The sequence below is a fragment of the Amycolatopsis sp. NPDC051071 genome (genome assembly GCF_040682875.1).
Taxonomy (GTDB): Bacteria; Actinomycetota; Actinomycetes; order Mycobacteriales; family Pseudonocardiaceae; genus Amycolatopsis.
Window position 1 is genome coordinate 1 of record NZ_JBFBBY010000179.1, and the last position, 13,740, is coordinate 13,740.

14 protein-coding genes are annotated in these 13,740 nt (G+C 67.5%); 2 read left to right on the forward strand and 12 right to left on the reverse strand.

Annotation, left to right across the window (positions count from 1 at the left end; translation table 11 throughout):
- Nucleotides 1-281 precede the first annotated feature (281 nt).
- The 10 genes from AB0M65_RS35050 to nucS form a co-directional block, all read right to left on the reverse strand.
- Nucleotides 282-2,057: a 3-hydroxybutyryl-CoA dehydrogenase gene (locus AB0M65_RS35050; RefSeq protein ID WP_364037737.1), complete on the reverse strand. Its 1,776-nt coding sequence runs from the start codon at nt 2,055-2,057 to the stop codon at nt 282-284.
- A 101-nt stretch (nt 2,058-2,158) separates the two neighbouring features.
- Entirely contained in the window at nt 2,159-2,833 is a 675-nt protein-coding gene (gene dhaM / locus AB0M65_RS35055; protein WP_364037740.1) for a dihydroxyacetone kinase phosphoryl donor subunit DhaM, read from the reverse strand.
- A complete protein-coding gene (gene dhaL / locus AB0M65_RS35060; RefSeq protein WP_364037743.1) occupies nt 2,830-3,453 on the reverse strand; it encodes a dihydroxyacetone kinase subunit DhaL in 624 nt (207 codons plus the stop codon). Before dhaL ends, dhaM begins: the two co-directional genes overlap by 4 nt.
- Nucleotides 3,453-4,454 carry a dihydroxyacetone kinase subunit DhaK gene (gene dhaK / locus AB0M65_RS35065; RefSeq protein WP_364037746.1) on the reverse strand — a complete coding sequence of 334 codons (1,002 nt, stop codon included), beginning with the start codon at nt 4,452-4,454 and terminating at the stop codon, nt 3,453-3,455. The genes dhaL and dhaK overlap by 1 nt, the downstream gene beginning before the upstream one ends.
- 68 nt (nt 4,455-4,522) lie before the next feature.
- Nucleotides 4,523-5,524 (reverse strand): DUF3558 domain-containing protein, encoded by a 1,002-nt coding sequence (locus AB0M65_RS35070; RefSeq protein ID WP_364037749.1) that lies wholly within the window; start codon nt 5,522-5,524, stop codon nt 4,523-4,525.
- Nucleotides 5,525-5,571: 47 nt separating this feature from the next.
- Nucleotides 5,572-5,835, reverse strand: a complete 264-nt coding sequence (locus tag AB0M65_RS35075) for a hypothetical protein (protein WP_364037752.1) — start codon at nt 5,833-5,835, stop codon at nt 5,572-5,574.
- Between the two features lie 10 nt (nt 5,836-5,845).
- Entirely contained in the window at nt 5,846-7,543 is a 1,698-nt protein-coding gene (locus tag AB0M65_RS35080) for a sodium:solute symporter family protein (protein WP_364037775.1), read from the reverse strand.
- Between the two features lie 260 nt (nt 7,544-7,803).
- Nucleotides 7,804-8,580, reverse strand: a complete 777-nt coding sequence (locus AB0M65_RS35085) for a hypothetical protein (RefSeq protein WP_364037755.1) — start codon at nt 8,578-8,580, stop codon at nt 7,804-7,806.
- A 45-nt stretch (nt 8,581-8,625) separates the two neighbouring features.
- Nucleotides 8,626-9,588, reverse strand: coding sequence for a patatin-like phospholipase family protein (locus tag AB0M65_RS35090; protein WP_364037758.1), 963 nt, complete (start codon nt 9,586-9,588; stop codon nt 8,626-8,628).
- Nucleotides 9,589-9,923: 335 nt separating this feature from the next.
- Complete coding sequence (gene nucS, locus AB0M65_RS35095; RefSeq protein WP_364037761.1) at nt 9,924-10,583, reverse strand: endonuclease NucS; 660 nt, start codon at nt 10,581-10,583, stop codon at nt 9,924-9,926.
- Between the two features lie 37 nt (nt 10,584-10,620).
- On the opposite strand from nucS, the gene AB0M65_RS35100 reads away from it, so the two are divergent.
- Complete coding sequence (locus tag AB0M65_RS35100) at nt 10,621-11,163, forward strand: NUDIX hydrolase (protein WP_364037764.1); 543 nt, start codon at nt 10,621-10,623, stop codon at nt 11,161-11,163.
- 60 nt (nt 11,164-11,223) lie between these two features.
- Here AB0M65_RS35100 and AB0M65_RS35105 read toward each other — a convergent pair whose 3' ends face one another.
- Entirely contained in the window at nt 11,224-11,997 is a 774-nt protein-coding gene (locus tag AB0M65_RS35105) for an enoyl-CoA hydratase-related protein (RefSeq protein ID WP_364037767.1), read from the reverse strand.
- Nucleotides 11,970-12,956 (reverse strand): helix-turn-helix domain-containing protein, encoded by a 987-nt coding sequence (locus AB0M65_RS35110; protein ID WP_364037770.1) that lies wholly within the window; start codon nt 12,954-12,956, stop codon nt 11,970-11,972. Before AB0M65_RS35110 ends, AB0M65_RS35105 begins: the two co-directional genes overlap by 28 nt.
- 71 nt (nt 12,957-13,027) lie before the next feature.
- On the opposite strand from AB0M65_RS35110, the gene AB0M65_RS35115 reads away from it, so the two are divergent.
- A complete protein-coding gene (locus AB0M65_RS35115; protein ID WP_364037772.1) occupies nt 13,028-13,594 on the forward strand; it encodes a cysteine hydrolase family protein in 567 nt (188 codons plus the stop codon).
- Nucleotides 13,595-13,740: the final 146 nt, after the last annotated feature.

Consider the following 13,740-nt stretch of genomic DNA (forward strand, 5'->3'; position numbering starts at 1 on the left):
CGCGGCTCAGCCGAAGAAACTCGACCTTCACACCTTCCGGAAGTACATGAAGGCCCCCTTCCTTGCGCCTAGCGCAAGGAAGGGGGCCTTCCTGTACTTCACACGAGCAACGTGTCCATTATGGACGCTCAGGGCACGGTCGGCTCCGACGACCGGTCCAGTATCCACGCGCGAATACCCCTTGAAGCTCGCGAAGAAGGGCCTACCTGGCAGAAGCAGCTACGCCAGTAGGGAAGGAGGGCTTCACGGACCTGGGCAGCGAGAGCGGCGGCGAAGGTGGCCTACCTCGCCGAGTAGTCTTTGAAGCCCTTCCCGGTCTTCCGTCCCAGCCGTCCGGCGGTCACGAGGTGCTCCAGCAGCGGCGCGGGCGCGAAGCCTTCTTCGCGGAACTCGTTGAACAACGTCCGCTGGATCGCCAGCGAGACGTCCAGCCCGACGACGTCGAGCAGTTCGAACGGGCCCATCGGCAGTCCGCAGCCCACCTTCATGGCCGTGTCGATGTCGTCGGCGCCCGCGTAGTGGGCTTCGAGCATCTTCACCGCGTCGTTCAGGTACGGGAACAGCAGCGCGTTGACGATGAAGCCCGCCCGGTCGCCGCAGTGCACGGGGTGCTTGCCCACCGCCGCGCAGACGGCGTCCGCGGTCGCGATGACGTCGGGCGCGGTGGCGATGGTCGAGACGACCTCGACCAGTTTCATCAGCGGCGCCGGATTGAAGAAGTGCAGGCCGACGACGTCGGACGGCCGCGAGGTGGCGGCCGCGCATTCGATGACCGGCAGTGACGAAGTGGTCGTCGCGAGTACCGCGCCCGGTTTCACGACGTCGTCGAGAGCGGCGAAGACGGCCTGTTTGACGACCAGGTCCTCGGCCACCGCCTCGACGACGAGGTCTACGTCGGCGAGTTCATCGAACTCCACCGCGGGCGTGATCCGGCCGAGTGCGGCGACGGCGTCCCCTTCGGACAGTTTGCCCTTGACGACGGCCTTGTCGAGCGACTTCTTCACCCGCGCGACCGACACTGCCGCCTTTTCGGCACTCCGCGCCCGCAGGATGACCTCGAAGCCGCGTTTCGCGAACACCTCGACGATCCCGGTCGCCATGGTCCCGGTTCCGACGACGCCGACCTTGCGCACCTCACGCGGCGCGGCACCCTCCACTGTGGACGCCTTGACCGCGTCGGTCACCGTTGGCGAATCGGCTTCGTCGTAGGAATAGAAGCCGCGGGCGGTCTTCCGCCCGCGCTGCCCGGCGGTGATCATCTGCTTGAGCAGCGGAGCAGGCGCGTGGAGCCGGTTGCGGGACTGGTGATACATCGTGTCGAGGATCTCGTACGCTGTGTCCAGCCCGATGAGATCCAGCAAAGCCAAGGGCCCCATGGGATATCCGCAGCCGAACCGCATTGCCGCGTCCAGATCCTCACGGGTGGCGTAGCGCTGCTCGTACATCCGCACGGCGTGGTTGAGGTAGCCGAACAGCAGCGCGTTCGCGATGAACCCGGCACGGTCGCCGATCACCACCGGCGTCTTGCCGAGGCGTTCGGCGAACGCGACGACGTCGGTGATCACGTCCGGCTCGGTGACGACGGTGCGCACGATCTCGACCAGTTTGAGGATCGGCGCCGGGTTGAAGAAATGCATCCCGACGACCTTGCCCGGCCGCGCGGTCCGCACGCCGATCTCGGTGATCGACAGCGAAGACGTGTTGGACACGAAGATGGTGTCCGGCCCGGTGATCTTGTCCAGCTGGGTGAAGACGTCGGATTTGGCTTCGAGGTTCTCCGGGATCGCCTCGATCACCAGATCCACCTCGGAAAGTTCGGCCAGTGACGTGGTGTACCGGATCCGGCTCAGCAACACCGTCCGGCCGTCGGCGTCGAGTTTGTCACCCGTCACCGCCCGTTCGGTCGAATGCTCCAGATGACCCCGGCCCCTCGCCACACCCTCGTCGTCGATCTCCACCGCGACCACGGACACGCCGCTCCGCGCGAGTACCTCGGCGATCCCGGCACCCATGGTGCCGAGACCGATGACTCCCACACTCGAGATTTCCCGCGCCACAACCGGCCTCCGGAGGTTACTCGTCGGTAGTTTCTCCGATCGTGCCATGCCGGGGCGCGGAAAGCAGCGGCTGTCACCCTCCTAATCGAGTCAGTGGTGTCTCACTCGCCGAAGTTCCGGTCGACCAGATCCTTGACCTTCGCGAGGGCGTCCTCGGCCTGCGTGCCCCGGGCGCGGACCTCGATCCGGTCGCCCTGACGTGCGCCGAGAGCCATCAACGCGAGCACGCTGTTGGCGTCCGCGGTCTCGTCGCCGAGCCGCACGGTGACCTCGGCGTCCAGCCCAGAGAGGCTCCGGACCAGCACCGCGGCCGGCCGCGCGTGCAGGCCGACTTCGTTCCGCAACGTGAGTTCGACACTGCTTTCGCCGTCCTGCGTGCCGGCGTCGAACGTGAGGTCCGGCGGGGCACCGGCCGACGCGGCGGCTTCGGCGACGGCCTCGCGCCCGGCCCCGCCCTGTGCCGCGACGGCCGCGGCGATCGCGCCCTCGACGAGCGGCGCGTCCACCACCACGCCCGCCGACGGGTCGGCGAGCGATTCGACGGCGAGATCCGCGGTCATCTGCGCGCTGCCGAGGTCGTAGAGCAGGACCACACCCGAGCCCGAATCGGCACGCTGCGTCGCCGCGACGACCTCGTCGTAGTCCGTCCCGATCCCGCCTTCGGCCAGCCCGCCTGCCGCCACGATGGTGACGTCCGGCGCCATCTGCGCGGCGAGTTCGGCCAGCCCTTCGGCGATCTTGGCGCTGTGAGAGACGAGTACGATGCCGACGCTCACTTGGCGGCCTCCGCGAACGCGCGCAGCAGCAGTGCCGTCGAGCGTGCACCGGGATCGAGATGGCCCTTCGCCCGTTCCCCGAGGTAGGACGCCCGCCCCTTGCGCGGAACGAGGTCCACTGTGGACTCGGCGCCCTTGTCCGCGGCGTCGGCGGCGGCGGTCAGGATCGCGGCGATATCCCCGCCGACGGCTTCCTCGGCGGCGGACACGGCGGGGATCAGCGCGTCGACCATGGTCGCGTCTCCCCCGACGGCCTTGCCGCGCGCCTGCACCCCTTCGAGCGCCGCGCGCAGTGCCTCGACGAGCAGCGGACCGTCCACTTCGGCCGCGTCACCCAGTTTGACCGACGCGCGAAGGAAAGCCGTGCCGTACAACGGCCCCGCCGCGCCGCCGACCTTCGAGATCAACGTCGTGGCGGCGAGTTTCACCACCGCGGCCGGGGTTTCGGGGGTCGCGGTGTCCAAAGCGGACACGATGGCGGTGAACCCGCGGTCCAGGTTCTCGCCGTGGTCGGCGTCGCCGATCGCACGGTCGAGGTCAATCAGCTCGGCTCGGTGCTCGGCGATCACCGCGGCCGCCGCCCGCAAGGCGTCGGCGAGCGTTTCGGCGGTGCAGGCCATCAGACTCCCCACCTCAGTGCCGGGGTGTTCACCGGCGCGTCCCACAACTCGGTCAGCTCGTCGTCCAGTTCCAGCAAAGTCAGGCTCATCCCCTGCATTTCGAGGCTGGTGATGTACGGCCCCACCAGGCGCCGCTCGACCACGATCCCACGCTCGGCCAGCAGCCGCTCGGCGATCCCGTGCGCCAGGTACAGCTCGACCAGCGGGGTGCCACCCATCGAGTTCGTGAACAGCAGCACCTTGTCGCCTTCGCCGAAGGGGAGGTCCGTCACCACCGCTTCGACCAGGCGTGCGACGAGTTCGTCGGCGGACACGATGGGGATCCGCTCGATACCGGGTTCGCCGTGGATCCCGATGCCGAACTCGATCTCGTCGTCGGCGAGGTCGAAACTGGGCTCGCCCGCGTGCGGCACGGTCGGCGCGGTGAGCGCGACCCCGATCGAGCGCACCTGGCCGATCACCTTGCGCGCCAGGGTCTCCACCGCGTCGAGCGAGTCGCCGCGCTCGGCGGCGGCACCGGTGATCTTCTCCAGCAGCACGGTGCCACCGACACCACGACGACCGGCGGTGTACGTCGAATCCTTGACCGCGACGTCGTCGTCGATGACCACGCTGCGCACGTCCAGCCCCTCGGCGGCGGCGAGTTCACCGGCGGTCTCGAAGTTGAGCACGTCACCGGTGTAGTTCTTGACGATCAGCAGCGCGCCCGCGGCACCGGTGGTGGCCTTGACCGCGGCCTCGACGGCATCCGGCGTCGGCGAGGTGAACACCGGGCCGGGGACGGCGGCGGCCAGCATGCCCTTGCCGACGAAGCCGCCGTGCAGTGGTTCGTGGCCGGAGCCGCCGCCGGAGATCACCGCGACCTTGCCCTCGACGGGTGCGTCCACCCGCACCACGATCGCCGGATCGTCCTCCACGCGCAGCACATCCGCGTGTGCGGCGGCGAGCCCGCGCAGGGATTCCGCGACCACCGTCTTCGGGTCGTTGATGATCTTCTTCATGGCGGTCTCCGGCACGTCGGCGGGTGAGGTGTCCCCTTCCTACCTCGCCCGGCCGGATGCCGCCAGCGTCAGGGCTTCGGCAGCTTCGAGATCACCGACTTGGCGATCTTGCCGGCCTTCTCGCAGGACGCCGCTTCATCTTTCTTCTCGTCGTAGTTCTGGTAGATCACGCTGGCGATCTCGACCTCGTCGTCGACCCACGGCTTGTGCTGCCACTCGATCTTGCACTCGGCGGTGCTGCCGGAGCCTGCCTTCTGATAGGCCGTGACGCCCTCGATGTCGATCTTCTTGCTGCCGTCGCGTACCTCGGGCGGGAGGCCGTAGCGGAAGCCGATCGAGATCCGCGGGTTGGAGCCAGGGGTCCAGTCGCAGGAGTGGAAGCTGGTCAGCATGGTCGCGCCGTGCGGCACCACCTCGGTGAGCACGGCTTTGTCCGCGGCGGTGCACGGGTCGACGGCGGTCAGCGTGCCCGCGGTCGAGGGGTACTTCGCCGGTGACGCGTGCAGGCTCTTCACTGCCTTCGCCGCCACCGTGCGACCGGCCGCGCAGGGATCGCCGCCGTCATAGGTGACCGAGAAGTCGATCCCGCGCTCGGGTTTGCGCAACGTCATGATGCCGACGTCACAGCTCTTGCCGTCCTTGCTCTTCCGCTCGATCTGCGGAAGGCCCTCCAGCGCCGTGATGGTCGCGCCCTGGGTGGAGACGTAGGTCGACGCGCCGATTTCGACGCTGACGGAGAACTCCTTGCCGCCGGCGTCGGTGACCTTCGCGCGGCAGGAGCCGAACGAGGTGAGCGACGGGCTCGGGTCGTCCTTCGGAGTGCCGAGGCTGCTCAGCACGTCCTTGCTCACCAGCGGGCACGGATCGATCGTGCGCAGCACTGCGGGTGTGACGGCCGGGTCGTTGATGTCCCCGCTCGGCACTTCGCCACCGGAACCGGCTTCCGCGGCGGCGGTGGTACGGGCGAAGTTGGACTTGCCGAGGTTCTGACCGCAGGCGGAAAGCACGCCGAGCGCGGCCACCATGGCCAGCACGGACGCGATCCGGCGACGTCGAGCGTTGAGCAGCACGACGTGCACGGTAGCCGGACCGCCGTCACGCTGTCCGGACAACCCGGCTATTCGCCGCCCTCGCTCTCGGCCGAAGGCGGCACCACGATCGGGCGCAGCTTCGCCCACAGCGTGAACAGCAGCCCGAACACCAGCATGCCGATGCCCGCCCACAGGTTGATGTTGACGCCGGCGGCCTTGGCCAGCTCTTCTTCGGTGGTGAAGCCGATGCCCATGATCGTGAGCACCAGCCCGTAGCCGCCGACGAGCAGGGCGATGACCAGCCGGATGTCGAATACGCCCGCCTTCTTGGGCGTCTTGGACTCAGCCATCTCCGGCCTCCTAGAAGATGATGTTGAGCGCGATGGTCAGGATCAGCACGATGCCGGCGAGCAGCCCCGGCTTGCGGTACCAGCCCGCGTTCTCGCCGGTGTCGTCGTGCTTCAGCGACTCACGCGGGGTCAGAGAGTAGACGAGACCGACCAGCTGCGATTCCGGCTTCGGCGCGGTGGCCAGCGAAACCGCGACGCTCACCAAGATGTCGACGGCGAACGCCGTACCGGCGGCCACGAAGCTGATGCCCTGCCCGGTGAGCCCGAGTACCCCGGTCTGCGACAGCAGCCACACGGTGATCGCGGACGCGGTACCGGAGACCAGGCCGACCCAGCCCGCCGTCGGCGTCATCCGCTTCCAGAACATGCCGAGGATGAAGGTGGCGAACAGCGGCGCGTTGAAGAAGGAGAACAGGTCCTGCAGATAGGTCAGGATGTTCCCGGAGTTCGACGCGATGAACGCGGTGCCGATCGCCAGCACCGTGCCGACCGCGGTGACCAGGCGGCCGAGGCGGAGGTAGTAGCCGTCCGACTCGTTCTTCTTCACGTACGACTGCCAGATGTCGTAGGTGAAGACGGTGTTGAAGGAGCTCAGGTTCGCGGCCATCCCGGCCATGAACGACGCGAGGAGACCGGCGAGTGCGACGCCGAGCATGCCGTTGGGCAGCAAATCGCGCATCAGCAGCAGGATCGCGTTGTTCGCGGTGACGCCGCTTGGCGCCTCGCCGCCGTCGAGCAGGACCTGCTTGTCTTGGACGTACTCGGAGACGGTGACCGCGGCGATCATGCCGGGGATGATCACGATGAACGGGATGAACATCTTCGGGAACGCGCCGATGATCGGCGTCCGCCGCGCGGCCGACATGCTCTTGGAAGCCATGGCGCGCTGGACTTCGACGAAGTTCGTGGTCCAGTAACCGAACGAGAGCACGAAACCGAGACCGAAGACGAGGCCGAGGATCGAGAGGAAGCTGTTGCCGAAGCCGGTGAGGTTGTCACCCGGCCACGAGTGCAGTTGCGCGTCGCCGCCGGGGCTCGCGGTGACCTTGTCGACCAGTCCCTGCCAGCCGCCGACCTTGACCAGGCCGACGATGGTCAGCGGCAGCAGCGCCGCGACGATCACGAAGAACTGCAGGACCTCGTTGTAGATCGCGGCGGACAGGCCACCGAGCGCGGTGTAGGAGAGCACGACCGCGGCCGCGACGATGATCGACACCCACAGCGGCCAGCCGAGCAGGAGGTTCACCACGCTGGCGAGCAGGAACAGGTTCGCGCCGGCGATGAGGATCTGCGCGCTCGCGAAACTGATGCCGTTGACCAGATGGGCGGGTTTGCCGAACCGGCGGAGCATGAACTCCGGGACACTGCGGACCTTCGAGCCGTAGTAGAACGGCATCATCACGATGCCGAGGAACAGCATCGCCGGGATCGCGCCGATCCAGAAGTAGTGGACCGTCGGCAGGCCGTAAAGCACGCCGTTCGCCGACATCCCCATGATCTCGACCGCGCCGAGGTTCGCCGAGATGAAGGCGAGACCGGTGACCCAGGCAGGCAAGGAGCGGCCGGAGAGGAAGAAGTCCAGGCTGCTCGAGACCGACTTCCGGGCCATGTACCCGATGCCGAGCACCAGGGCGAAGTAGAAGGCGAGCAGGACGTAGTCGATGGGACTGGCGTCGAGCCGCAGGTTCGCATCGGCCAGCACGTGCAACCGACCCACCTCCAGAGTGAAAATGTCCACGAGAAACGCCGGTATCGCGTCAATCGCGGACCATACTGCATGGATTCAGGAGCGGCAGCGTGAGTGGCGCGGTGTGCCCGGAAGTGTCAGTTTCGGGGCTGTTCTTGACAATTCCTGTCCTGCGACGGCGGGTGGCCGCCTGTCCGGGACCGGAGTCATCCGGCCGCGATGAAAAAGGGCCGCCCCCGGCGGTTCGCCGAGGACGACCCTTTCCCGTGACCGGTGGGGGTTTACCGGTCCGTGGGCAGGCCTACTTCGCCGTCCTCCTTGATCAACCGGGCGAGGACGTCATCCGGCAGATAGGTGCGATGCGGGTAGTTCGGGCCCCACGAGTTGAGGAACGGGACAGCGCCGAGTTCGTCGGCACGCGGGTTGCCGAGGACCTCGTGCACCTCGTCGACGGTCTTCGCCCAGCGGTACGCCTGGAGGCCGCTCTTCACGTCGGGCGTGTAGGCGGCGCGTTTGACGTGGTCGTCGTTCGCGTAGGCGTCCGACCAGACGACGTGGCCGAGTGCGAGCAGGACCTCGGCCGCCGCACGGACGGAAGTGCCGTTGTTGTCGCCCGGGTTGGTCTCGTCCCATTCGTCGCGGATCTTCGCCTGGTCCCACAGCCACCTCGCGGTGTAGAGGTCGCTGTTGAACAACGTCATGCAGCGCGACCAGCCGAATCCGACGCAGGCGCCTTCGTGGCCCTGGTCGTAGAACGCGTACTGCTTGTCGCCGTCGGTCGATTCGCCGGGTTCGAGGCAGACACAGTGCCCGCCGCGGATCCGGGTGAGCGTTTTGGCGCCGCCCTTCGCGACGAAGAATTCGCCGGACTTCTCGTCCTTCTCCGGGACGTCGAATTCCTTGTACCAGTTGACACCGATGACAACCGGCGACCGGGTGGGCCGGTCTTCGGCGGCCAGCGCGGTCAGCGGATAGAGCTCGACGTGGCGCCAGTCGTCCGGGACGAACCGGCCGAGGCGATCATCCACCGGGTCACTACCGATCGGGCGATAACGCATGGGATCCTCCTATCCCTCGACCCACCGGGAATACCGCCGGCGAGTTCACTGCGGCACAATCTGTTCCAGGAACCGCCGCGCGGCCTCCCGCCCGTTTTCGAAGAGGTGTTTCTTCTCCTCTTCACCGAGCCCGAAGTCGACGGCGGAAACACCGGTCGTATCGACGTACACCGTCCGCCGGTTAACACCCTCCTCGTGCAGGCGGTAACGATTCCAGTCCGACATGAGGGTTTCGAGCGAACCGATGGCGATCCGCAACGCGGTCTTCACCGGCTTGTCCTTGCCGCCTGCCGGTTCGCCGGAAAGCTTCACGCCCCACGTCGGCCATCGGGGGTCCTTCGAGTCCGTCCGGTCGAAGACGGTGATCGGGAAGTTCGACAGCAGACCGCCGTCGACCCAGGTGACGGTGCCCTCCGGGCGGACGTCGACCTGCACGGGCCGGAAGTAAAGCGGGATCGACATCGACGCGCGGACGGCGTCGACGACCTTCTCCTCGCCGGGATCGCGGCCGTACTGCGAATAATCCCAAGGCAACCGGACCAGCACACGGCGGGTCAGATCACTGACGTGGACGACAAGCGAATACCGTTGATAGGGAAGCAAAGTACTTTCGGGGTCGTCGATGGCGAGATCCGCGAAAGTACGCACCTCGACCTCTTCCAGCAACGGGGTGAGCCATTCGACGAGATAGTCGCCGCTGTTCATTCCGTCGTGCAGAATCAGGTCGACGCCGTCACCGATCGGACCGGCGAACCGGTCGAGCAGGGACTGATCCTGGAACCGGCGGCAGTCCAGGTCGTTCATCACCGCCTCCAGGCCACCGAGATCCTTCCCGGCTTTCTGATAGGCGGCGACCAGGGTGGCGACGATCGCTCCGGCACTGGTCCCGGCGATACGCGGGAACGTGTACCCGGCTTCGTGCAACTCCAGCACCGCGCCGAGCAGCCCGATACCTTTGACGCCGCCGCCTTCCAGAACGAGATCGACGCGTTTCACCGAATCAGCCATGTCTCATCACCCCTGCACCCCGCAAACCGCCGGTTGTCGGCGGTACCCCTCGCGGAAATCGAGTGTTGCACAGCGCAAGACTGAAGAATCCCGCGTTCACCCGAATGACACAGAAACAGCTGGTTCTTTTGCGAGCCAAGCCGGGTTCGTGAATTTCTCGCTGCCCTTTAGGGCATTCTGTGGCGCGAGAAAGAATGCAGATACATAATCACGGACTCAATTGGATCTCGGCTGTTCAGCACGACACCCCCGCAAGTAGTCCTCTAGTTGCGGTAGTTGCGCGTGCAAGGATCGCGACTAGAGGACTACTTGCGGGGGTGTCGGGTGGGTCGCCGTCAGAAGAGGCGGAACTCGTCCGACTCGATCCCCCGGAGCGCGTCGTAGTCCAGCGTGAGACACCGGATCCCCCGGTCCTCGGCCAGCACACGCGCCTGCGGTTTGATGAGCTGCGCGGCGAAGACGCCCTGCACCGGCGCCAGCAGCGGATCGCGGTTCAGCAGTTCGAGATACCGCGTCAGCTGCTCGACGCCGTCGATCTCGCCGCGCCGTTTGATCTCCACGGCGACACTGCCGCCGTCGGAGTCGCGCGCCATGATGTCGACCGGCCCGATCGCGGTCGGGAATTCGCGGCGAACCAGGGTGTAGCCGTCACCGAGGGTCTTGATGTGCTCGGCCAGCAGTTCCTGCAGGTGCGCCTCGACGCCGTCTTTCTGCAGGCCTGGTTCCGCGCCGAGTTCCTGGGCGTGGTCGTGGAAGATCTCGTCGATCGTGATGACGAGCTTCTCCCCCTGCTTGTTCTCGACGATCCACAGCTTGCCGTCCTCGATCAGCCAGCACGGCGGGCTCATCCAGTTCAGCGGCTTGTAGGCGCGGTCGTCCGAGTGCACGGACACCGAGCCGTCGGCCTTCACGAGCAACAGCCGCGTGGCCATCGGCAGATGGGCGGTCAGACGGCCGGCGTAGTCGACCTGGCAACGAGCGATCACTAAGCGCACCCCGCGAGGGTAGGACAAGCATCGCGATACTGGTCGCATGGACCCCATTCAGCGTGTCAGCTCGCGCGAGGTGTACCGGAACAAGTGGATGACCGTGCGCGAAGACGCCGTCCGGCGGCCCGATGGTTCCGAGGGGATCTACGCCGTCATCGACAAACCCACTTGCGCCGTGGTGATCCCCTTCGACGGCGCCCGGTTTCACCTGGTCGAGCAGTTCCGCTACCCACTGGGCCTGCGACGCTGGGAGTTCCCGATGGGCACCGCCCCCGACCTCGCCGACGTCCCGCCGCCCGAACTCGCCGCGCGCGAACTACGCGAGGAGACCGGGCTGATCGCCGGGTCGATGGCCGACCTCGGCCTGACCGACGTCGCCGCCGGCATGTCGAGCCAGCGCGGGCGCGTCTTCCTCGCCACGGACCTCACGCAGGGTGAGCCCCAGCGCGAGGTCGAGGAGCAGGACATGCGGACGGCGTGGTTCGAGCGGGACGAGTTCGAGAAGATGATCGCTTCAGGTGACATCACCGACGCGCAGACGCTGGCCGCCTACACGCTCCTGCTGCTGTCCGAACGCGTGTCATGAAAGGGTCTTTCAGGACGAATAGTGTCCTGAAAGACCCTTTCATGACATCCGGAAAGAGAGTCAGTCGGGCCAAACCGGGGAGCGCTTCTCCAGGAAAGCCGCCATTCCCTCCCGTGCCCCGGGCAGCTGCGACGCCGAAGCCATCACTTCCAGCGCCAGCGCGTAGGCGTCGGCTTCGGGCCGGTCCAGCTGCGCGTACAGGGTCTGCTTTCCCAACGCCTTGCTCGCCCGGCTGCCCCGCGTGGCCCGCTCCAGCAGGGAAGCGACAGCCTCGTCGAGCGCGTCATCGGGGACGACGCGGTTCACCAGGCCCCAGTCGAGCGCGGTCGCCGCGTCGACGACGTCGCCGGTGAGCGCCAGTTCCATCAGCCGTTTCCGCCCGATCGCCCTGGCCACCGGTACCGCGGGGGTGTGGCAGAACCAGCCGCCCTTGCCGCCGGGCAGGGCGAATCCGGCCGATTCGGCGGCGACGGCGAGGTCGCACGAGGCCACCAGCTGGCAGCCCGCCGCGGTCGCGAGCCCGTGCACTCGCGCGACGACGATCTGCGGCACCGACTGCATCGTGCCCATCAGCTCCGTGCACAGCCGCAGCAGTTCGCGTACGCCCATCAGGTCACGCGCGGCGACATCGCCGAAGTCGTGTCCCGCCGAGAACACCGGTCCGGCGCCCGCCAGTACGATCCCGGTGGCGTCGGTCTCCCCCGCCTCGCGGAACGCCGCGAGCAGTTCGGCCAGGTGGTCCGCGGACAGCGAGTTCCGCCGCGCGGCGCGGTTCATGGTGATCGTGACGGTGTCGCCGTCACGCTTCACGAGGATGTGCTCGTACTCGGCCATGCTTCGACGGTAACCGAACGGAACGTCCGGCGATACGAATCGGGTCCGACCCCCACCTCGGCACGCAGCCGTCGCCGCAGGTTGGCGGCGGTGCCGAGCCCCGACCGCTGCGCGACCCGCTCCACCGGCAGCTCGGTCGTCTCCAGCAGACGGCGTGCGAGCCGGACCCGTTGCGCGCGCAGCCAGCGCCCCGGGGTCACCCCGGTGGCGGCCGCGAACTCGCGGTGGAACGTCCGCTCGCTCAGCCCGGCGTGACCGACGAGGTCGTCGACGCCGATGTCACCGGCGATCCGCGCCAGCGCCCAGTCCATTGTGGACGAGACACTGGGCCGTGACGGCTTGGGCGGCAACGGGTTGTCGACGTACTGCCGCTGTCCGCCTTCTCGCGCGGGCGGCATCACGAGGCGGCGGGCGAGCGCCGCCGCGACCTCGGCGCCGTGCTCGCGCCGCACCAGGTGCAGGCACAGGTCAAGGCCGCCGACCACGCCGGCGGACGTCAGCACGTCACCCTCGTCGGTGAACAGGACGTCCCGCTGGACGACGGCGTCGCGGGCGGCGGCTTCGAGGTCGTCCAGCAGCCGCCAATGCGTGGTGACCGAGCGGCCGTCGAGCAGCCCGGCGGCGGCCAGGGTGAAGGCGCCGGAGCACAGCGAAGCCACGGTGATCCCGGCCCGGTGCGCCTTGCGCAGTGCGGCGAGCGCGGCCGCGGGCACCTCGGCGTGCGGATCGACCCGGCCGGGCGCGACGACGAGGTCGCAGCCCGCCAGGCCGCTCAGCCCATGGGTCGCCCCGATCAACCCGAACGGATGACTGGCGACCGGCGTGCGGCCCGGCGAGCACAGGCGGACCTCGAACGGGCCGATGCCGCTGTCGGTCCGGTCGATACCCCAGACCTCGCCGATCACGCCCAGATCGAAGGACCGGCTGCCCGGCAGGAGGAGAACACCCACGATGCGCATGGCAGGAAAGTACCGCATCGCGCTTCTTCTGCCACTCCCTTGCCGTCGGCGAACACACGAGACTCGAAGTCATGACCACTGAAACCAAGGCCCTGCTCGTGATTGATGTCCAGCGCGGCTTCGACGAGCCCGTCTGGGGTCCCCGCGACAACCCTGGCGCGGAAGCCAACATCAAGACGCTCGTCGACGCCTGGCAGGAACGCGGGCTGCCGATCGTGCTGGTGCACCACGACTCCGTGAAACCCGGCTCCCCGCTTCGGCCCGGCCAGGAGGGCAACCATTTCAAGCCGGAACTCGACGGCGTGCGCGCGGATCTGGTGTTCGGCAAGAAGGTCAACTCGGCCTTCCACGGCGACGTCGATCTCGACGGCTGGCTGAAGACCCGCGGCATCACCTCGTTCGTACTGGCCGGGATCCAGACGAACTTCTGCTGCGAGACCACCGCGCGCGTCGGCGGGAACCTCGGCTATGACGTCACTTTCGCACTCGACGCGACGTTCACCTTCGACCTCGCCGGGCCGGACGGGAGCGTCCTCACCGCCGCCGAACTCGCCAAGGCGACCGCGACGAACCTGCACGGCGGCGGGTTCGCCACGGTTGCCTCGACAAAAGACGTCGTGAGCGATTTGGGTCGTTAGAACGAACCCGCTCTTGAGCACTTACGTGTCACCTGTGGCGTTGTACATGAAGGCCCCCTTCCTTGCGCTAGGCGCAAGGAAGGGGGCCTTCATGTACTGGGGAAGGTGTGAAGGTCGAGTTTCTTCGGCTGAGCCGAGGGAAGGGG